Source organism: Mycolicibacterium pallens, assembly GCF_019456675.1.
In the GTDB taxonomy this organism is placed as follows: Bacteria; Actinomycetota; Actinomycetes; order Mycobacteriales; family Mycobacteriaceae; genus Mycobacterium; species Mycobacterium crocinum.
The window spans coordinates 5,988,160-6,008,156 of sequence record NZ_CP080333.1 but is presented as its reverse complement, the minus strand read 5'-3'; the positions used below and the strand labels follow the sequence as shown (position 1 = coordinate 6,008,156).

16 protein-coding genes are annotated in these 19,997 nt (G+C 66.6%); 5 read left to right on the top strand and 11 right to left on the bottom strand.

The window, feature by feature from the left end; translation table 11 throughout:
• Positions 1-215 precede the first annotated feature (215 nt).
• Positions 216-3,080, top strand: coding sequence for a leucine--tRNA ligase (gene leuS, locus K0O64_RS29335; RefSeq protein ID WP_220045899.1), 2,865 nt, complete (start codon positions 216-218; stop codon positions 3,078-3,080).
• A gap of 85 nt (positions 3,081-3,165) precedes the next feature.
• Here the strand turns inward: leuS and K0O64_RS29330 are convergent, their stop codons facing one another.
• Positions 3,166-3,831, bottom strand: a complete 666-nt coding sequence (locus K0O64_RS29330) for an SDR family oxidoreductase (protein ID WP_220045898.1) — start codon at positions 3,829-3,831, stop codon at positions 3,166-3,168.
• Positions 3,832-3,884: 53 nt separating this feature from the next.
• Here K0O64_RS29330 and ggh point away from each other — a divergent pair, with 53 nt between their 5' ends.
• Positions 3,885-5,225, top strand: a complete 1,341-nt coding sequence (gene ggh / locus K0O64_RS29325) for a glucosylglycerate hydrolase (protein WP_220045897.1) — start codon at positions 3,885-3,887, stop codon at positions 5,223-5,225.
• Between the two features lie 7 nt (positions 5,226-5,232).
• On the opposite strand, the gene K0O64_RS29320 is transcribed toward ggh, so the two are convergent.
• The 4 genes from K0O64_RS29320 to K0O64_RS29305 form a co-directional block, all read right to left on the bottom strand.
• Positions 5,233-5,691 (bottom strand): MarR family winged helix-turn-helix transcriptional regulator, encoded by a 459-nt coding sequence (locus tag K0O64_RS29320; RefSeq protein ID WP_220045896.1) that lies wholly within the window; start codon positions 5,689-5,691, stop codon positions 5,233-5,235.
• A 63-nt stretch (positions 5,692-5,754) separates the two neighbouring features.
• Entirely contained in the window at positions 5,755-6,495 is a 741-nt protein-coding gene (locus tag K0O64_RS29315) for an amino acid ABC transporter ATP-binding protein (RefSeq protein WP_220045895.1), read from the bottom strand.
• Complete coding sequence (locus tag K0O64_RS29310) at positions 6,495-8,237, bottom strand: ABC transporter substrate-binding protein/permease (protein ID WP_425574820.1); 1,743 nt, start codon at positions 8,235-8,237, stop codon at positions 6,495-6,497. Before K0O64_RS29310 ends, K0O64_RS29315 begins: the two co-directional genes overlap by 1 nt.
• Positions 8,238-8,308: 71 nt before the next feature.
• Positions 8,309-8,974: a GntR family transcriptional regulator gene (locus K0O64_RS29305; RefSeq protein ID WP_220045893.1), complete on the bottom strand. Its 666-nt coding sequence runs from the start codon at positions 8,972-8,974 to the stop codon at positions 8,309-8,311.
• A 113-nt stretch (positions 8,975-9,087) separates the two neighbouring features.
• On the opposite strand from K0O64_RS29305, the gene K0O64_RS29300 reads away from it, so the two are divergent.
• The gene (locus K0O64_RS29300) at positions 9,088-10,251 is read left to right on the top strand and encodes a cytochrome P450 (RefSeq protein ID WP_220045892.1); all 1,164 of its coding nucleotides are present in this window, start codon (positions 9,088-9,090) and stop codon (positions 10,249-10,251) included.
• Here K0O64_RS29300 and K0O64_RS29295 read toward each other — a convergent pair.
• From K0O64_RS29295 to K0O64_RS29270, 6 genes are all read right to left on the bottom strand, one after another.
• Complete coding sequence (locus tag K0O64_RS29295) at positions 10,248-11,033, bottom strand: LLM class F420-dependent oxidoreductase (RefSeq protein WP_096312607.1); 786 nt, start codon at positions 11,031-11,033, stop codon at positions 10,248-10,250. The two genes, K0O64_RS29300 and K0O64_RS29295, sit on opposite strands and share 4 nt — an antisense overlap.
• Before the next feature lie 19 nt (positions 11,034-11,052).
• Positions 11,053-13,119, bottom strand: a complete 2,067-nt coding sequence (locus tag K0O64_RS29290; protein ID WP_096312606.1) for a PhoX family protein — start codon at positions 13,117-13,119, stop codon at positions 11,053-11,055.
• 63 nt (positions 13,120-13,182) lie between these two features.
• Entirely contained in the window at positions 13,183-14,103 is a 921-nt protein-coding gene (locus K0O64_RS29285; RefSeq protein WP_096312605.1) for an Rv0045c family esterase, read from the bottom strand.
• 77 nt (positions 14,104-14,180) lie between these two features.
• The gene (locus K0O64_RS29280; protein ID WP_071948370.1) at positions 14,181-15,284 is read right to left on the bottom strand and encodes an inositol-3-phosphate synthase; all 1,104 of its coding nucleotides are present in this window, start codon (positions 15,282-15,284) and stop codon (positions 14,181-14,183) included.
• 59 nt (positions 15,285-15,343) lie between these two features.
• On the bottom strand, positions 15,344-15,889 hold the full coding sequence (locus K0O64_RS29275) for a PadR family transcriptional regulator (RefSeq protein ID WP_047332873.1): 546 nt from the start codon (positions 15,887-15,889) through the stop codon (positions 15,344-15,346).
• Positions 15,890-16,072: 183 nt separating this feature from the next.
• The gene (locus K0O64_RS29270) at positions 16,073-16,927 is read right to left on the bottom strand and encodes a DUF1707 SHOCT-like domain-containing protein (RefSeq protein ID WP_096312604.1); all 855 of its coding nucleotides are present in this window, start codon (positions 16,925-16,927) and stop codon (positions 16,073-16,075) included.
• Positions 16,928-17,038: 111 nt separating this feature from the next.
• On the opposite strand from K0O64_RS29270, the gene K0O64_RS29265 reads away from it, so the two are divergent.
• Positions 17,039-17,473, top strand: a complete 435-nt coding sequence (locus K0O64_RS29265; protein ID WP_047333912.1) for a DUF5318 family protein — start codon at positions 17,039-17,041, stop codon at positions 17,471-17,473.
• Entirely contained in the window at positions 17,466-19,949 is a 2,484-nt protein-coding gene (locus tag K0O64_RS29260; RefSeq protein WP_425574819.1) for a transglycosylase domain-containing protein, read from the top strand. Before K0O64_RS29265 ends, K0O64_RS29260 begins: the two co-directional genes overlap by 8 nt.
• Positions 19,950-19,997: the final 48 nt, after the last annotated feature.

Sequence of the window (19,997 nt, the reverse complement as noted above, 5' to 3'; positions counted from 1 at the left end):
CCTTCTCGGCACGGTCGGGCCAGGTAAGACCCCTTGTCAGGAGGCCGACTGTATCGGCCCGCCGAAGCCCTCGGATAGGGCTGGAACAGAGCTGGAATCAACCGTCGACCGCACTGCAATGCATCCGAGACCGGGCCGTTGCACGGGGTGCGACCGGGGTCACACCGCGCTATCGCGCCGGGGGCCGCGCGAGCGGCCCTTATACCCTGTTTGACGTGACCGATACCCCGACCGCATCGCACGGCAGCGCGGAGACCGACACTCCGCGGTACCGCTACACCGCCGAGCTGGCCGGGCAGATCGAGCGGACCTGGCAGGAGAACTGGCAGTCGTGGGGCACCTTCAACGTGCCGAACCCGGTCGGGTCGCTGGCACCCGCAGACGGTGCAGCCGTCCCCGACGACAAGATGTTCGTCCAGGACATGTTCCCCTATCCCTCCGGGGAGGGTCTGCACGTCGGGCACCCGCTTGGCTACATCGCCACCGATGTCTATGCACGCTATTTCCGGATGACCGGACGCAATGTGCTGCACGCGTTGGGCTTCGACGCCTTCGGCCTGCCCGCCGAGCAGTACGCGATCCAGACCGGTACCCACCCGCGGATCCGCACCGAGGCCAATATCGTCAACTTCCGCCGTCAGCTGGGTCGGCTGGGCCTCGGGCACGACCAGCGACGCAGCTTCTCGACCACCGACGTCGACTTCTACAAATGGACGCAGTGGATCTTCCTTCAGATCTACAACGCCTGGTTCGACACCGACCAGAACAAGGCCCGGCCGATCGCGGATCTGGTGGCCGAGTTCGATTCCGGTGCAAGGACTCTCGACGATGGCAGGCAGTGGTCCGCGTTGTCGTCGGCGGAGCGGGCCGACGTCATCGACGGCTACCGCCTGGTCTACCTTGCCGACTCGTTGGTGAACTGGTGCCCGGGCCTGGGTACCGTGCTGGCCAATGAGGAGGTCACGTCCGAGGGCCGCAGCGAGCGCGGCAACTTCCCGGTGTTCCGGAAGCGCTTGCGGCAGTGGATGATGCGGATCACCGCCTACTCCGACCGACTGCTCGACGATCTCGACGTGCTGGACTGGCCCGAGAAGGTCAAGACCATGCAGCGCAACTGGATCGGTCGCTCCACTGGCGCGTCGGTGTTGTTCGACGCCGACGGCTCCGATATCGAGGTCTTCACCACCCGGCCCGACACCCTGTTCGGCGCGACCTATCTGGTGCTCGCCCCCGAGCACGAGTTGGTCGATCGACTGGCCGCGGCGCAATGGCCCGCGGGTGTGGACCCACTGTGGACCTCCGGCGCGGCCACCCCGGCCGAGGCGATCGCCGCCTACCGGAAGTCGATCGCGGCGAAATCCGATCTGGAGCGCCAGGAGAACAAGACCAAGACCGGTGTCTTCCTCGGCACGTATGCGACCAATCCCGCTGATGGACAACAGGTCCCGATCTTCATCGCCGACTACGTGCTGGCCGGCTACGGCACTGGCGCGATCATGGCGGTCCCGGGGCACGACCAGCGGGACTGGGAGTTCGCCAGCGAGTTCGGCCTGCCGATCAAGGAAGTCATCTCGGGCGGAGACATCGCCGAGGCGGCGTATTCCGGCGACGGTGCACTGGTGAACTCGCGGTACCTGGACGGGCTGACCGTCGAAGACGCCAAAAAGGCGATCACCGAGCGTCTCGAGGCCGACGGCCGGGGTAGTGCCCGGGTCGAATACAAGCTGCGTGACTGGCTTTTCGCGCGCCAGCGGTACTGGGGCGAGCCGTTCCCGATCGTGTACGACGCCGACGGCCGGGCTCACCCCCTGCCCGAATCGGCGCTGCCGGTGGAGCTGCCTGACATCGCCGACTACTCGCCGGTGATGTTCGACCCGGAGGACGCCGACAGTGAGCCGTCCCCGCCGCTGAACAAGGCCACCGACTGGGTAACGGTGGAACTGGACCTCGGCGACGGCCCACAGACCTATACCCGCGACACCAACGTGATGCCGCAGTGGGCGGGCAGCTCCTGGTACGAGCTGCGTTACGCCGACCCGCACAATCCAAACGAGTTCTGCGCCAAGGAGAACGAGCAGTACTGGATGGGTCCGCGGCCGGCCGAGCACGGCCCGGACGACCCCGGGGGAGTGGACGTCTACGTCGGCGGCGTCGAGCACGCGGTGCTGCATCTGCTGTACTGCCGGTTCTGGCACAAGGTGTTGCACGACCTCGGGCACGTCTCGTCGCGCGAGCCGTACCGCCGCCTGGTGAACCAGGGCTACATCCAAGCCTTCGCCTACACCGATTCCCGTGGCGCCTATGTGCCCGCCGCGGATGTGGTCGAGCGCGACGGCAAGTTCTTCCTGCCGGGCGACGACGGTGAAATCGAGGTTTTCCAAGAGTTCGGCAAGATCGGTAAGAGCCTCAAGAACTCGATCTCTCCGGACGAAATTTGCGACGGCTACGGCGCGGACACCCTGCGCGTCTACGAGATGTCGATGGGTCCGCTGGAGGCGTCACGGCCGTGGGCGACCAAGGACGTCGTCGGCGCCTATCGGTTCCTGCAGCGGGTGTGGCGGCTCGTCGTCGACGAAACGACCGGCGAGACAAGGGCCTCCGAGCATGAAGCGCTCGACGAGGACACCCTGCGGCTGCTGCACCGCACGATCGCGAGCGTGGCCGACGATTACGCCGGCCTGCGAAACAACACCGCCGCGGCCAAGCTGATCGAGTACACCAACCACCTCACCAAGGAGGGCGTCACCGCTCGCGCGGCGCTCGAGCCGCTGGTGCTGATGGTCGCGCCGCTCTCGCCGCACCTGGCGGAGGAGCTGTGGCAGCGACTGGGCCACTCGAAGTCGTTGGCGCACGGGCCTTTCCCGGTGGCCGATCCGCAGTACCTGGTGGACGACACCGTCGAGTACCCGGTGCAGGTCAACGGCAAGGTCCGCGGGCGCATCACCGTCGCCGCGGACGCCGACAAAGCCAGCCTCGAGGCGGCCGCGCTTGCCGATGAGAAGGTCCAGGCCTTCCTCGCCGGAGCGACCCCGAAGAAGGTCATCGTGGTTCCCGGCCGCCTGGTCAACCTCGTCGTCTAGGGAGCCCGCCCCCCTTTCGCCCAAACCGACAAACCGCAGGGAAAGTGCGAGTGGAACGCCGCACAACGTCGATCTCGGCGCGAGGCTAACGCGGCCGGACGACCACCTGGTGGGTGTGGGCGTCGGGAGGGGTGGCGATCACGTCGGCGACGATCCGCGCGACAGTCTCGGGCTTGAGGAATTTCGCCGGGTCATACTCGCCGCCCTCGTAGGCGACGAGATCCTCCTGCATCTCGGTGGCGACCCGGCCGGGGTGAATGCTGGTGACGCGCAGCTCCGGTACGTCCGCGCGAAGCGAGTCGGCGAACGCGCGCTGAGCGAACTTGCTCGCTGAGTACGCGGCCAGCCCGGGCGACGCGTTCAGCCCCGCGCCGGAGTTGATGAACACCACGTGCCCGCGCGCCGCCCGCAGCGCCGGAAGCAGCGCCTGGGTGAGGGCGACCGCGCCAGTCACGTTGACCTCGAAACAGGCCCGCCACTGTTCGGGCGTCGAGTCGTCGAACCGCCCCGGATACGCGACGCCTGCGTTGTGGACCAGCACGTCGAGCTCGGCGAGCGGCTCGGCGGCGGCCTCGATTCCGTCGGGATCGGTGAGGTCCAGCGGCCAGGTCGTCGCACCGAGGCGGGTGGCGACGGCGTCGAGTCGGTCGGATGGCCGACCTGCCAGGAGCAGCGTGTGGGTGGGGGCCAGGGCGTCGGCGATCGCGGATCCGATCCCGCCGCCGGCACCGGTGATGAGGGCTGTCGGCACAATTCCAACCCTACCGACCTGCGTTTCGCAGTCCCGCGCCGCAGAATGAACGCGTGGCATACGACCCGAGCTTCGGCCCGACGCAGTTGGCGGCCCGCGCCGCCTACCTTCTGCGCGGTAACGACCTGGGCGTGATGACCTCCGCGGCGCCGCTGCTCTACCCGCACATGTGGAGTTGGGACGCCGCGTTCGTCGCCGTCGGACTGGCACCGCTGAGCGTCGAGCGCGCCGTCGTCGAACTCGACACGCTGCTGTCGGCGCAATGGACCAACGGGATGATCCCGCACATCGTGTTCGCCAACGGGGTCGACGGATACTTCCCTGGCCCGGCCCGCTGGGCCACCTCCGCGCTGGCCGCCAACGCCCCGCGCACCCGGCACACGTCGGGGATCACCCAGCCGCCGGTGCATGCCATTGCGGTGCAACGCATTTTGGACCGCGCCCGTACCAGGGGGCGCTCGACCCGGGCCGTCGCCGAAGCGTTCCTCGACCGGCGCTGGCCGGATCTAGTGCGCTGGCATCGTTGGCTGGCCGAGGCCCGCGATCAGAACGAGCGCGGCCGCGTCACCCTGTATCACGGCTGGGAGTCCGGTATGGACAACTCACCGCGCTGGGATTCCGCCTACGCCAACGTCATTCCGGGCAATCTTCCGGAGTACCAGCGCGAGGACAACCACATCGTCACCGACGCCAGCCAGCGGCCGTCCGACACCGAGTACGACCGCTATCTGTGGCTACTCGAGGAGATGAAATCGGTTCGCTACGACGACGATCTGTTGCCGAAGGTGATGAGCTTCGCCGTCGAGGACGTCTTCGTCTCGGCCATCTTCGCGGTGGCCTGCGATGTGCTGGCCAACATCGGCGAGGACTACAAGCGGCCCAACGCCGACGTCCGCGACCTGTACTCCTGGGCTGAGCGGTTCCGGACGGGTGTCGTCGAGACGACCGATGAAAGAACGGGCGCAGCAAAGGATTTCGATGTGCGGGCGGACAAGTGGATCGCCACCGAAACCGCTGCGCAGTTCGCGCCGTTACTCTGCGGCGGCCTGCCGCACGACCGCGAACGCGCGCTGCTGCGGATCCTGGAAGGCCCGCGGTTCTGCGGCCACCCGGACCTGAGGTACGCGGTGATCCCGTCGACGTCACCGGTTTCCAAGGATTTCCGGCCGCGCGAATATTGGCGCGGCCCGGTGTGGCCGGTGTTGACGTGGCTGTTCTCCTGGGCGTTCGCCCGCCGGGGTTGGTCGGAGCGCTCGCTGTTGCTGCGCCAGGAAGGCCTTCGGCAGGCCAGCGACGGCACGTTCGCCGAGTACTACGAACCGTTTACCGGCGAGCCGCTGGGCAGCATGCAACAGTCGTGGACCGCGGCCGCGGTCCTTGACTGGCTCGGTTGAGAAATAGCTAGTTCTCGGCCTGCTCGGCCAACCGCTCCAGCGGACGCAGCGCCGTCGCGAGCGTGTCCCGCTCTTCCTCGGTCAGCTTCGACAGCAGGGCGGCCAGGTTCGCCCGCCGGACGGCCAGCGCCTCGCGATGCTGTACCAGCCCCTGCGGGGTGACCTCGACCAGAACGGCTCGCAGATCCGACGGGTCACGCGACCTCTTCACCAGGCCGAGTTTCTCCAGTCGGCGGATCGCCACCGTGGTGGTCGGGGTGCGCACCCGTTCGCGCGCGGCCAGCTCGGTCATCCGGATCGGACCCTGATCCAGCAGGGTCAGCAGGATGGACAGCTGGGCGAGGGTGAGGTCGGCTCCGGCGTTATTGGACTTGGTGTCGGCGCGGCGCAAGACCGAAAAGAGCTTCGACAAGACCCGTTGCAGGTCTCCGGACAGGTCAGTGACCTGCGGCTCGGCCTCAATCATAGTTCGCTAGTCTAACCTGTCGGCGGTTGTCAACCGCATTAACCGCGGTTTTCGGCGCCCGAGTCAAAGAACTTGCGACAGGAAGCGCTGCAGGCGCTCGGTCTCGGCGGCGCTGAAGATCTGGTCCGGCGGCCCGCTCTCGATCACCTGGCCGTAATCCATGAACACCACCGAATCCGCGGTCGACTGGGCGAATCCCATCTCGTGGGTGACCACCACCATCGTCATCCCGTCCGAACCGAGCTCGGCGATCAGCGCCAGGATTCCCTTGACCAACTCCGGGTCGAGTGCGGAGGTGGCCTCGTCGAAGAACATCACCTGCGGGGCCATCGCCAGCGCCCGCGCGATCGCGACCCGCTGCTGCTGACCGCCGGACAGGGTGGCTGGTCGCACCTCGGCTTTGTGCTTGAGACCGACCCGGTCCAATTGGGCGAGCGCCAGTTCGCGCGATTCGTCGGCCGACAACCTCTTGAGCTTGCGCGGCGCCAGCGCGACATTGTCGACCACGCTGCGATGCGGGAACAGGTTGAACTGTTGGAACACCATGCCGATCCGTTGGCGCAGGGTGTCGGGATCGTCGCGGAGCACCGACTTGCCGTCGAGCAGAATGTCCCCGCGGTCGGGCTCGTACAGCCTGTTGAGGGTGCGCAGCAGCGTCGACTTACCCGATCCCGACGGCCCGATCACGGCCGTCGTGGTGCCGGCGGGCACGTCAAGGTCCACCCCGCGCAGCACTTTGTTGGTGCCGAAGGCCAGGTGAATGTCCTTGGAGCTCAACGAAACCGGTTCGGGAAGCGACGCCATCACACCATCTCCTGGGTCGTGGTGGGCGGCGCCAGCGGGTCGTCGTCGGCCTCGGTTCGGCCCCGGCGGAGCCGCGCGTCGATGTAGTTCACCAGGTGCGTCAGCGGGATCGTCAGCAACAGGTAGAACAGCCCCGCCGCCACCAACGGTGACAGGTTGCCGGTCTGGGCGTTGAGGTCGCGGCCCACCTGGAACAGCTCACGCTGGCTGGCCACGAGGCCGAGGAAGTACACCAGAGAAGAGGCTTTCAGCAGCGAGATGAACTGATTCACCAAGGCGGGCAACACCCGTCGTACACCTTGCGGAACAACGACCAGTCGCATCGAGGAGGTGTAACTGAACCCGAGTGCGCGGGAAGCTTCCAGCTGCCCGGCGTCCACACTCTGAATACCGGAGCGGAAAATCTCGCCGACATAGGCCGCGGCCATCAACCCGAGTGCCGCGATGCCGAGCGGGTAGGGGTTGTTTCCGGTCAGGCTGCCGACGACCGGCCCGATGCCCAGGCCGATCAGCAGGATGATCACGACCTCCGGCAACCCGCGGAAGATGTCGGTGTAGACCCGCGCCGGCCAGCGCAGCCAGCGTGAGCGGGAGATCCCGGCGACGGCCAGCACCATGCCGAGCAGCAGTCCGATCACGCTGGCGCAGATCGTCAGGATCAACGTGTTCGGAAGCCCGGTGGTCAGCAGGTCGGGGATGGCCTTCTTGTAGAGGTTCCAGTCCAGGAACGACTCCCGCAGCTGCGTCAGCACCGATTTCGGTGCCGCCCCGACGGCGGCGGGCTTCTCGTGGGCGGCGGCGATCGCGGCGAAGTCCGGGAGTTGCGGTACCGGTGCGGCTTTCGAACCGGGCTTCCACCCCGGCGGCAAGGCCCGCGGCACCCAGTCGGAGTACAACCGCGACCAGGTGCCGTCGGCTATGACGGCATCGAGCCCGGAGTTCAACGCGTCGATCAGCGGCTTGTTCTCGCCGGCGACCGCGTAGGCGACGAAATTGTCCAAGCTGAAGGTGTTTTCGACGATCTGCGCCGGGTCGCCCGGCTTGACGGTGCCGACCGCCTGCTGCGACGGCGCCACCCATGCGTCGATCTGCCGGGTCTTCAGGCTGGCGTACACGGTGTTGTAGTCCGGGAATTTCACCGGCTGCAGGTGCAGCGTGTCGATGAGGTAGGCCTCCTGCACGGTGCCCTGCACCACGCCGATGCGCTGACCGGGCGCGAGTTTGTCGAAGCTCGTGATCGGCGAGCCCGACGGCACCACCAAGGAGAAGTAACCGAAGTCGTAGCCGTTGGTGAAGCCGACGGTGCGGCGGCGGGCATCGGTGGTGGTGATCGATGACGACCCGACGTCGAAGCGGCGGGCGGCGACTTGGGCGAGCAAGCCGGAGAACTCGGTGCCGACGAACGAGATCTTCAGACCAAGCTTGTCTGCGATCGCGCGCAGGAGTTCGTTGTCGAAGCCGGTGAACTGGCCCTTGGAGTCGATGCAGATGCTCGGCGGCGCATCCGACAGGGTTCCCACGGTCAGCGTGCCCGGAGTGATCAGGCCGAGCGCGTCACGGTTCACCGACGTCAGCGGCTCCACCGTCGCGGTGGTGTACTTGTCGGCTTCGGGCCCTTTCGCGGCGGCGGCCAGGTTGGTGGGCAGCGCACTGGCCGACTCCTTGCCGGGCGGCGCGCACTGGTCCGCGCCCGCGGGCGCGGCAGCCACCAGACCGGCGACCATCAGCAGGGCCGACAGCATCGCCGCCAGACGTATGTGAAAAGCCATCACTAGCAAGGTACTGCCCAGGGCAATCCCGGCACGCCTTGCGCTCAGGCGGAGTCCAAATCGGTGAGCACTCCGGCTCGTTGAAGTTCCGCGATGAGTACGTCGGCCATCAGGTCGGTGCGGTCCAGGCAGGCTTGCCGCGCGGCCGACGGACTGCGGTGATGGATTGCGGTGTGTTCGGCTTCGGCGAGCGGCAGGAGCTGGTTCACCGTGTGTGGGTAGTTGGCCCAGAATTCCTGGCGCATGAACCCGCGCGAGGCCCGAATGCCGGCAGTCAGTCGTGGGCCCGCATATTCGCCGAGGACGATATCCCGGAAGAGGTTGGCCGCGTTGAGGAAGACGCGCGAGTCGGATGAGGCGCGCATGACGGCCATTGGCTCGGCGAGTCGGTCGAGGACCTCTGGGCGGGGATCGGCGGCAGCCCGCGCAGCGGCCGCACCAGTCAGCAGGCCGTGCACTTCGTAGTGCTCGCGCAGGACGTCGGCGTCGAAGCGATGGATGAACGCTCCACGGTGATAGCGCGATTCCACAATGCCGTCGTGTTCGAGTTGGTTGAGGGCTTCCTGGACCGGCACGCGGCTCAGTCCGAGGGCAGTGGTGAGCTCGTTGCGGTCCACACGATCTCCCGACCGCAGCTGCCCTGTGAGCAGCATGTCGAGGACGTGCGCAACGACAAGGTCCTTCTCTTTGACCCCATAGCGTTTGGGCATTTCCCTCTCCGCCGCATCCAGGAGGCGTGTTCTCGGCGCAATCATCCCGGTTACTTTCGGGTATCTCGCCGAATCCAGGGTAACGAGACTGTGAGTCTCGTTACGCTCCGACCATGACGACGATCGGTCTGCCGGACAGTTACTACGCCGAAACCCCGGTGCCGGCAGGGCGCGCCGCGGCGGTCGACCATTTGCTCAAGCCGGGCCCGGTGTACCAGGTCGGCTCAATGTGGCTGATCACCAGTTACGAGGGCGTCCGATTCGCCCAGAAGCACCCCGAGTTGTTCTCCTCGGCCAGGGCTTTCGATGGCGTCGCCAATGCCATCCAGATGATTCCGATCGCGATCGATCCACCCAAGCATGCGGACTACCGGCGGGTGCTCGACCCGATGTTCGGGCCCAAACGCATGGAAGCGATGGATGGCGAACTGCGCGCGCAGTTGCGCGGACACATCGACAAGTTCGCCCCGCTCGGCCGGTGCGACGTTGTCGCCGACCTGTCCTACAAGTTCCCCACGCAGGCGATCCTGACGTTGTTCGGCCTGCCACTGGAACACCTGCCCAAGTTCCTGGGCTGGGTGACCGGGATCATCAAGGGCGCCGACATCGCATCGCTCGGTAGCGAGCAGTCACAGTCGGTAATCGATTGCAGCATTGCGCTTTTCGGGTTCCTCGCCGAGCAGATCGAGGTCAAGCGCAGTCACCCCGGCGACGACATGCTGAGCAACATTCTGGCGCTTGACGGTGACGCGGCCTGGACCGACGCCGAGATTCTCGGCCTGTGCTTCCTGATCATCCTGGCCGGGTTGGACACCGTCACCGGCGCTATCGGGTTCGCGCTGCTCAACCTGGCCAATGACCCGGTGTTGCGACGCCGGTTGATCGACGACCCGTCGTTGATCCCGCCGTTCATCGAAGAAGTGCTGCGTCTCGACGGCCCGGTGCCCGGGGTTCCGCGAGTGACCACCGCGGACGTCGAGGTCGAAGGTGTGACGATCCCGGCGAATTCTCACGTGATGCTGATGCTGTTCACCGCGAATCGCGATGGTATGGGCGCGCACGACATGGATTTGACCGCGAAGCCGACACACCTGGCATTCGGCGGCGGCATCCACCGGTGCCTCGGTTCGCACCTGGCGCGCCGCGAATTGCGGCTCACCATCGAGGAATTCCACGCGCGCATCCCGGATTACCGGTTGGCCGGCGAGGCCACCACGCTGTGGCCCGCCGGCACTTTCGGCCTGGAGTCGCTGCCGCTGGAGTTCGAGCCCTGCTAACGGGCGTCGCGCCAGCGCACCAACGCCTCGGCCGGCCCCAGGTCGTAATCCGGCCCGTCGCAGCCGACGGTCAGCAGGCTCACGCCCAGCCCGGCCAGCGCCTCGGCGTTGGCGATGATGGTGTCGCGGTCGCGGCCCTCCACGCCCGAGGACCGTTCGATCGCACCTGGATCGCGGCCCACGTCTGAGCAGTGGCGGTCCAGGACGTCGGCCTTGCCGGGGTAGGTCTCGGCGTTGGTGAATCCGTGCCAGATGTCGCCGTGCTCGGCGACCAGGCGCAGCGTCTTCTTCTCGCCCTGGCCACCGATCAGGATCGGGATGTCCCGGGTCGGTGCCGGATTGAGCTTGGCCAGCCGCGACTTGATGCGCGGCAGCGCACCGGCGAGGTCGTCGAGGCGGCTGCCGACGGTGCCGAAGTCGTAGCCGTACTCGTCGTAGTCCTTCTGCTTCCAGCCCGAGCCGATGCCGAGGATCAGTCGGCCGCCTGAGATGTGATCGACGGTACGGGCCATGTCGGCCAGCAGCTCCGGGTTGCGGTAGGAGTTGCAGGAGACCAGGGCGCCGATCTCGACGCGGGAGGTCTGCTCGGCCCAGGCGCCCAGCATGGTCCAGCACTCGAAGTGCGCACCCTCGGGGTCGCCGTAGAGCGGGAAGAAGTGGTCCCAGTTGAAGACCACGTCGACGCCGATGTCTTCACAGCGGCGGACGGCATCGCGGATCTGGTCGTAATCGGTGGAATGCTGCGGCTGCAATTGCACGCCGATGCGAATGGGATAGGTCACACCCCAACCGTACGTTTCGTCAGACGCCGATATTCCCGCCCGTCTTCCAGACCGCCACGATCGACGGGCGGGCGGTGCCGTTGCCACCCTCCGGCCAGTGGGACAGTGGGTCGTCGATGCTGTTGTCGTCGTGCTCGCCCGGGTGTTGCACCGAAACGGTGACGAGGTCGTCGAGCACGACCGGCCCGCAGGTTTCCGCCCCGATCGGGACCGTCAGGAACTGGCGTGTGTCACCACGATTGGGCCCCTCGAGCGCGACCGCGAACAGACCGTCGTTTGAGGACAGGGCATTGCCGTCGGTGGCGATCCACAGGTTGCCGTGCTTGTCGAAGGCGAGGTTGTCGGGGCAGGAGATCGGGCTGACCTTCGACTTGTCGAAGCCGCCGAAGTAGGTGTTCGCGGCGGCGGGGTCGCCGCAGACCAGCAGTAGATCCCAGGTGAACGAGGTGCCGGCGTGGTCGTCGGTGATCTCGAGGATCTGACCGTTCTTGTTGTCGTTGCGCGGATTGGCTGCGTCGGCGGCCGGCTTGTTTTTGGCGCCGCGTTCGTTGTTGTTGGTCAGCGCGACGTAGAGTTTGCCGGTGCGGGGGTTGGCCTCGAAGTCTTCGGGCCGGTCCATCTTGGTGGCGCCTGCCTTGTCGGCGGCGAACCGGGTGAACACCGCGACCTCGTGCGCGGTCATGCCGGGGACCATCGATTCCCCGGCGCCGTCGGGCCCCGAGCGCAGCAACGGGATCCACGTTCCCGATCCACGGAACGCGCCGGAGGCCGGCAGCGTGCCCGAGCCGTCGATCTGGTCGGCCGGGATGTCGGTGGACAGCTTGGCGACGTACAACGTGCCCTCGTCGAGGATCGTCATGTTGCTGGCCATTGCGGCCGCGTCGCGGCCGGGCTGAATCTTCTTGGCGGAGACGAACTTGTACATGTAGTCGAAGCGTTCGTCGTCGCCGCTGTAGGCGACCACGGTGCCGTCCGGGGTGACGTAGATGTTGGCCGCCTCGTGCTTGAAGCGGCCCATCGCGGTGTGCTTGACCGGAGTCGAGCGCGGATCCCACGGGTTCACCTCGACGACGTAGCCGAAGCGGTTGACCTCGTTGGGCGCCTTGGTCGGGTCGAACCGCGGATCGAAGGTTTCCCAAAGCCGTTCGCTGGGTTTGGGTTTGATGCCGTAGCGCTTCCAGCGGTCCGCGTCGATCGGAGTCGGCGCTTGCGCGCCGTCGGCCGCGCCGAAATAGGCGTTGAAGTTCTCTTCACCGGACAGCACGGTGCCCCACGGCGTGATGCCGCCCGAGCAGTTGTTGATCGTGCCGCTGACGGTCCGCCCGGTCGGGTCGGCGGCCGTCTTGACGAACTCGCTCTCCGCCGCAGGCCCGGTGAGGGTGAACGGGGTGTCGGCGGTGATCCGGCGGTTGTAGGGACCCAGTACCGGCTTGAGCCCGGTCGGGGTGCGCTCGACTTCGACGACGGTCAGGCCGTGCGCGGCCAGTGCGGTCTCGAATTGTTCACGGGTCGGCCGCTTTTCGTCGTAGCCGGGGAACATGAACCGTTCGGTGGTGTACTCGTGGTTCACGACGAGTAGGTAGTGGTTCGGGGCGCCGTCGATCGGCAGGAGTCCGGCGAAGTCGTTGTTGAAACCGAACTGCTGGCGCTGCGCGGCGGCGGTCTGCTTGGTCACGTCGAAAGCGGGGGCGCCGGGCAGTACCGGGTCACCCCAGCTGATCACCACCGCCTGCTGGTAACCCGGGGGGATGACGACGGCGTCCTCGGTGTTGGGCGCCACCGCAGTGAAGTTCATGCCGGGATTCGGCGCCGACGGCGGCGGCGTGGGCTGTCCGGTCGGTTTGGCGTCCTGCGAGCAGGCCGCCAGTGCGGAGCCGGCGCCGACAGCGAGCACGGCGACGCCTGCGGCTTTCAGCGCCGAACGCCGCGAGACCGTTTCGCGCACAAGGTCACCAAAGTAGGGGTTGTCGCTGGTGTTGGGCGCCGGGTGCGCGCAGGCGTCGCCGCAGCGATAACGACAGGTGATCCGCTGGCGAGCCGAGCGTCCGTTGTGATCGATCAGCAGGTTCAGCGGGACCAGGGCCATGGGCCCGAAACTAGGACACGGCTGTGAATCAGCTGGGAATCAGGCGATGAACAACAGGCAAACTCAGCCGGCGAGCACGTCGCGCAGAATGTCCACCAGTGCGCGGGGTTGGTCGCCCTGGACTGAGTGACCGGAGTCGGGGACCTTGATGACCCGCTGGAAACCCGGTGCGGTGCGGGCGAATTCGTCGGCGTCATCGTCATTGACGAAGAACGAGTTGGCCCCGCGCACCAGTGTGGTGGGCATGGTGATCGACGGGACGTCATCCCAGAGGCCGGCGAACGACTCCGGTAATCCCTCACCGGAGTCCGCTCTCTTGCGGAACGAGTCGTAGCGCCACGTCCAGGTTCCGTCGTCGAGTTGTTTGGAGTTGTGAAAGACGCCGCGGCGCAGCGACTCTCGGCTCCGGGTCGGTGACGCCGCGACCGTGACGTCCAGCATGGCGGCGAAGCTTTCGAAGGTGCGCTCACCCTGTACCAGTGCGACCGCGCCCAGCTGAGCCTGGCTCATCTGCTCGTGACGTTCGGGCGCGGACGGGGTGACGTCGACGAGTACGAGTTCGGGAACCAGCGACGGCTCGACGGTCGCGATGCGCAGCGCGGTCAGCCCGCCCAGCGACATTCCGACCACCAGCCGCGGGGTGGGCGCCCATTCGCGTAACACGGGCAGCAGGGTTTCGGCATTGAGCCGCGGGCCGTAGTCACCGTCCTCCCGCCACGCGGAGCGGCCATGGCCGGGCAGGTCGATCGCGAGTGCGGGCACACCCAGCCCGAGGATGACGGTGTCCCAGGTGTGGGCGTTCTGCCCGCCGCCGTGCAGGAAGACGACCTGCGGCGGTTCGGCGCCCCACTTCAGCGCGCTGATCGGACCGGATTCGATCCTGGTGACCGGTGGCAGCGCAGTGCTCACCCCGGCCTGTTCGGCGTTCTCGGGCAGTAGCGCGAATTCGTCGTCGAGGCGGATCAGCTCGTCATCGGAGATCACACAGTCATCTAACGCGAAAGTGCGGCCAGATCGCGATGGGGCGTCCCATCCGGATCTGACCGCACTCTCGGTGCGAGTTACTCGCCTTCGATGAACTTCTCGAGTTCGGCGCGCGCGATGTCGTCGGCCAGCTGCTTCGGCGGGCTCTTCATCAGGTACGCCGATGCGGGGATGATCGGGCCGCCGATGCCGCGGTCCTTGGCGATCTTCGCGGCGCGCACGGCGTCGATGATGATGCCTGCCGAGTTCGGCGAGTCCCACACCTCGAGCTTGTACTCCAGGTTCAGCGGCACGTCACCGAAGGCGCGGCCCTCGAGGCGCACGTAGGCCCACTTGCGGTCGTCGAGCCACGCGACGTGGTCGGACGGGCCGATGTGCACGTTCTTGTCCTCGACCTTGCCGGCCAGCGAGCCGGTGAGGTTGGACGTCACGGCCTGGGTCTTGGACACCTTCTTGGACTCCAAGCGCTCGCGCTCGAGCATGTTCTTGAAGTCCATGTTGCCGCCGACGTTCAGCTGGTACGTGCGGTCCAGGGTGACGCCGCGGTCCTCGAACAACTTGGCCATCACGCGGTGGGTGATGGTCGCGCCGACCTGGCTCTTGATGTCGTCACCGACGATCGGCACACCGGCGTCTTCGAACTTCTTGGCCCACTCGGGATCCGAGGCGATGAACACCGGCAGTGCGTTGACGAACGCGACCTTGGCGTCGATGGCGCACTGGGCGTAGAACTTGTCGGCCTCGTCCGAGCCCACCGGCAGGTAGGACACCAGCACGTCGACCTTGTTGTCCTTGAGGATCTTGACGACGTCAACGGGCTGCTCGTCGGAGAGCTCGATGGTGTCGGCGTAGTACTTGCCGATGCCGTCCAGCGTCGGGCCGCGCTGCACGACGACGTCGGTCGGCGGCACGTCGGCGATCTTGATGGTGTTGTTCTCCGAGGCGAAGATGGCCTCGGACAGGTCGAAGCCGACCTTTTTGGCGTCCACATCGAACGCGGCGACGAACTTCACGTCGCGGACGTGGTACGGACCGAGCTTCACGTGCATCAGGCCGGGAACGCTGGCGTTGGCGTCGGCGTCCTTGTAGTACTGCACGCCCTGGACCAATGAGGACGCGCAGTTGCCGACGCCGACGATGGCGACGCGCACATCTGTCGACGCTCCGTTGTGCTCAGTCATGGGACGTTCTCCTAACTCGTACTTCTGCTGGCTGCTGTTCAGGTATTTCGGTGGCCGCGTCAGGCCTGGTCTGGGTGGCTTTGGGCCACCCGCTCAGCGGCGATCAGTTCGTTGAGCCACTTCACTTCCCGCTCGCTGGACTCCAGGCCCAGCTGATGCAGTTGTTTCGTGTAGCGGTCGAACGAGTTGCTCGCTCGCGCGATGGCCTCCCGCAGACCTTCGCGACGTTCTTCCACCTGGCGCCGGCGGCCTTCCAGGATTCGCATCCGCGCCTCGGCCGGTGTGCGGTTGAAGAACGCCAGGTGCACACCGAAGCCGTCGTCGGTGTAGTTCTGCGGACCGGTGTCGGCCACCAGTTCGGCGAACCGTTGACGACCGGCATCGGTCAGCGCATATACCCGCCGGGCGCGGCGCAACACCGTGGTTCCCGCAGGTGCGGTGTCCTCGGCGATCAGCCCGTCGGCCTGCATCCGGCGCAGAGCCGGATACAGCGAGCCATAAGAGAACGCCCGGAAGGCGCCCAACAAGCCCGTCAGTCTCTTGCGCAGTTCGTAGCCGTGCATGGGGGACTCCAGGAGAAGACCCAAGATGGCAAGCTCCAGCATCGGGTCACCTCCTTTGCTCGGCCGTTACGGCGCTTCGACACCTCCGGCGATAATATCGGAGCGATATATTTAACGCCACTTGAACGTCGCCGGACCAGACGGATGCCGTCGAGTGTCACGCCAGGGTCGCGCTCGGCGCCGAACGTGACATCCGAGTCACGCTCGCGCGGAGACCGGCCCCGATTACGGGTAGCTGATCCGCTTTTCCGAGCCGTCGGGATTCAGCACGATGTCGCCGCTGCCGAAATCACTGGAGACGTAGATCGAGATCGACAGCGTCCCCGGGACGGTCTGGTCGCGGCTCGGCTCGATGATCAGATAGGTGCTCTTGGCGTCGCCGGGCTTCATGTTCAATGTCTCCGGCGCGCCGCGCAGCACGCCGATGACGGCCTTGGTGTCGAACTTGCTCAGGTCCACGACCTGGGCATCGCTGCTGGCCGCCGAGGTGCTCGGATCGTCCCAGCCGCCGCGGTAGGTGTAGTTGAGCTCGCGGCGGTCGTCGTTGGGATCCGGCCGGGTCAGCGACGCGTAGTCGGGGTAGATCACCAGCCGGTTGCCGTTCGTGTCGCCGAACTTCTTCTTCATCTGCTCGAACAACCCGGTGAGCCCGCCGAGTGAGTGCAGCTGACGCGGCGGGGTCAGCACGACCGGAGCCACCCCGTCGGACTTGGCGCCCGGGTCTGAGGTGAAGTTCAGCGGCGAGGGGGTGTTGCCGTACAGGCCCCAGCCGATGCCGATGCCGAGCACCACCAGCACGCCCATGATCGCCAGGCGAATGCCCCAGCTGCCGCCGGCGCCGTCGGTCGACAGCCGCGGCTTCTTCAGAGCGGGCAGCTGCACCGGGGCGTTGGCGGTCTGCAGATCGGACACCAGCGCCCGCAAGTCGCCCAGCGTCGTCGCATTGGTCGCCGCCTTGACGCGCTGTTGGTGCTCGGTCATGGACAGCTGTCCCTCGGACAGCGCGGTGTCCAAAATCTGGCACGTGTCGTTGCGGTCGGTGTCCTTCGCGCGCGTGCTGGCAGTCTGCGATGTCGCCACGGCGATGATCGTAAGAGTTCGGCCACCAACAGTGCAGACCAGGCACATATTCTGCGGTGCCACGAGTCGGTTGCGTGTCGTTGCCCAGATCGCCGACGTACTCTGGTCATCGTGCGATTGCAGCGACAGGTGGTGGACTACGCCCTTCGGCGACGCTCCCTGCTGGCCGAGGTGTACTCCGGTCGAACCGGGGTCTCCGAGGTCTGTGACGCCAATCCCTATCTGTTGCGCGCCGCCAAGTTTCACGGCAAGCCCAGTTCGGTGATGTGTCCGATCTGTCGCAAAGAGCCGCTGACATTGGTGTCCTGGGTGTTCGGTGATCACCTGGGTGCGGTTTCGGGATCCGCGCGCACCGCCGAGGAGCTGGTGTTGCTGGCGACTCGATTCGACGAATTCTCGGTACACGTGGTGGAGGTATGCCGGACCTGCGAATGGAATCACTTGGTCAAGTCCTATGTGCTCGGAGCGCCGCGTCCCACCAACGGGACGCGCGGACGCCGGGGCACCCAGACGGCGCGCTCCGGCGCGCGTACGGCCAGTGAATAGCGAAGGGCGTCCCGACCGGTCTGCCGCTGACATCCGTAAGGGATCAGGGGTCGACGATGTGTCCGGTCGCCCGGAGCCGCCGACGACGAGGATCCCCGTGGCCGGCGACGGTTCCGGTCCGTCCCGCTCCGCTCCCCGCAGGCAGGTGCCGCCCGACGACCGGTTGACGTCGATCATCGAGCCGATCCGCGACGACACCGCGCCGCTGCTGCGCGACCCGGTCGACGTCGTCAAGGCCGCCTTGGACGGCACTCCGCCGCCGAAGCTGCCGCCGCCGCCACCCCGCACGGGTGGCCCGGGCGGACCCGGTGGCCGGCCGCCGTTCAAGCCGCCGACGTTCTCCCAGCAGATCAACTGGAAGTGGGTGCGCCGGTCGCTGTACCTGGCCGCCGTGGTGTTGATCGTGCTGCCGCTGATCACCTTCGGCATGGCCTACATGATCGTCAAGGTGCCCCAGCCGGGTGACCTGCGCACCAATCAGGTGTCGACGATCCTGGCCAGCGACGGCTCAGAGCTGGCGAAAATCGTTCCCCCGGAAGGCAATCGAGTCGACGTCAACATCGACCAGGTTCCGGTCCAGGTACGCAACGCGGTGATGGCCGCCGAGGACCGCGATTTCTACAGCAATCCGGGCTTCTCGTTCTCGGGCTTCGCACGCGCGCTCAAGAACAACCTCTTCGGCGGTGACCTGCAGGGCGGGTCGACGATCACCCAGCAATACGTCAAGAATGCGCTCGTCGGTGATGCTCGATCCGGTGTCGGCGGCGTCGTGCGTAAGGCCAAGGAGCTCGTGATCTCGACGAAGATGTCGAGCGAGTGGTCCAAAGACGAAGTGCTGCAGGCATACCTGAACATCATCTATTTCGGTCGCGGCGCCTACGGCATCTCGGCGGCCGCGAAGGCATACTTCGACAAGCCGGTCGAGCAGTTGACGGTCGCGGAGGGCGCCCTGCTGGCGGCGTTGATCCAGCGGCCGTCGACCCTGGACCCCGCGATCGATCCCGACGGTGCGGCCAAGCGCTGGAACTGGGTGCTCGACGGCATGGTGTCGATGGGCGCGCTGTCGAAAGACGAACGCTCCCAACAGCAGTTCCCGCAGACGGTGTCACCCGAGCAGGCCCGCTCCAACAACGTCACAACCGGGCCGAACGGGCTGATCGAACGCCAGGTCACCAAGGAATTGCTCGACCTGTTCAACATCGACGAGCAGACACTGAACACCCAAGGCCTGCAGATCACCACGACGATCGACCCGAAGGCGCAGAAGGCCGCCGAGGATGCGGTGGCGAAAAACCTCGAGGGTGAGATGCCGGACATGCGTTCGGCGGTGGTGTCCATCGACCCCAAAACCGGTGGGGTGAAAGCTTATTACGGCGGGTCGGATGCGCAGGGCTTCGACTTCGCGCAGGCGGGTCTACCGACGGGTTCGTCGTTCAAGGTGTTCGCGTTGGTGGCCGCCCTCGAGCAGGGCATGGGCCTGGGCTATCAGATCGACAGCTCGCCGGTGACCGTCAACGGCATCAAGATCACCAACGTTGAAGGCGAGGGCTGCGGCGTCTGCAACATCGCCGAGGCGCTGAAGCGGTCGCTGAACACCTCCTACTACCGCCTGATGCTCAAGCTGAAGAACGGGCCGAGTGACGTCGCCGACGCCGCGCACAAAGCCGGTATCGCGGAAAGCTTCCCGGGCGTGGAGCACACCCTGTCCGAGGACGGCAAGGGTGGGCCGCCGAACAACGGCGTCGTCCTGGGGCAGTACCAGTCCCGGGTGCTCGACATGGCGTCGGCGTATGCGACATTGGCCGACTCCGGGGTCTATCACAAGCCGCACTTCGTGGAGAAGGTCGTCAACTCGCGGGGCGAGGTGCTCTTCGACGCGAGCACCACCGACAACGCCGGAGAGCAGCGCATCCCGAAGGCAGTTGCTGACAACGTGACCGCGGCGATGCAACCGATCGCCGGATATTCCAGGGGACACAACCTGGCCGGCGGCCGGCCGTCGGCGGCCAAGACCGGAACCAACCAGCTCGGTGACACCGACGCCAACCGTGACGCGTGGATGGTCGGCTACACCCCGTCGTTGTCGACGGCGGTGTGGGTCGGTACCACCGACGGCACCCAGCCACTGGTCACGGCCTCGGGTGGGCAGGTGTACGGCTCGGGTATCCCGTCGGACATCTGGAAAGCGACGATGGATGGGGCGCTGAAGGGCACCGACAACGAGTCGTTCCCCAAGCCGACCGAGATCGGCGGTTTTGCCGGTGTGCCTGCACCGCCGCCTCCGCCGCCCGCGCCGCCGTCGGAGACGGTCATTCAGCCGAGTATCGAAGTGGCGCCGGGCATTACGATCCCGCTCGGACCCCCGACGACCATCACGGTTCCGCCGGGCGGCGGCCCGCCGCCGGTCCCGGGCGGCCCGCAACCGCCGCCGGGCGGCGGTGACCCGAACGCACCTTTGCCGCCTCCGCCGCCGTGATCGACGGCCGCGCCACCGTCTCACCCCAACCGCTGGCCGAGGATCGGC

Excerpts from the sequence above, each read along its gene's own strand:
- K0O64_RS29320 (WP_220045896.1), bottom strand. The coding sequence starts at position 5,691 with ATGATTGAGGCCGAGCCGCAGGTCACTGACCTGTCCGGAGACCTGCAA.
- K0O64_RS29315 (WP_220045895.1), bottom strand. The coding sequence starts at position 6,495 with ATGGCGTCGCTTCCCGAACCGGTTTCGTTGAGCTCCAAGGACATTCAC.
- K0O64_RS29310 (WP_425574820.1), bottom strand. The coding sequence starts at position 8,237 with ATGCTGTCGGCCCTGCTGATGGTCGCCGGTCTGGTGGCTGCCGCGCCC.
- K0O64_RS29305 (WP_220045893.1), bottom strand. The coding sequence starts at position 8,974 with ATGCCCAAACGCTATGGGGTCAAAGAGAAGGACCTTGTCGTTGCGCAC.
- K0O64_RS29300 (WP_220045892.1), top strand. The coding sequence starts at position 9,088 with ATGACGACGATCGGTCTGCCGGACAGTTACTACGCCGAAACCCCGGTG.
- K0O64_RS29290 (WP_096312606.1), bottom strand. The coding sequence starts at position 13,119 with ATGGCCCTGGTCCCGCTGAACCTGCTGATCGATCACAACGGACGCTCG.
- K0O64_RS29280 (WP_071948370.1), bottom strand. The coding sequence starts at position 15,284 with ATGACTGAGCACAACGGAGCGTCGACAGATGTGCGCGTCGCCATCGTC.
- K0O64_RS29275 (WP_047332873.1), bottom strand. The coding sequence starts at position 15,889 with ATGCTGGAGCTTGCCATCTTGGGTCTTCTCCTGGAGTCCCCCATGCAC.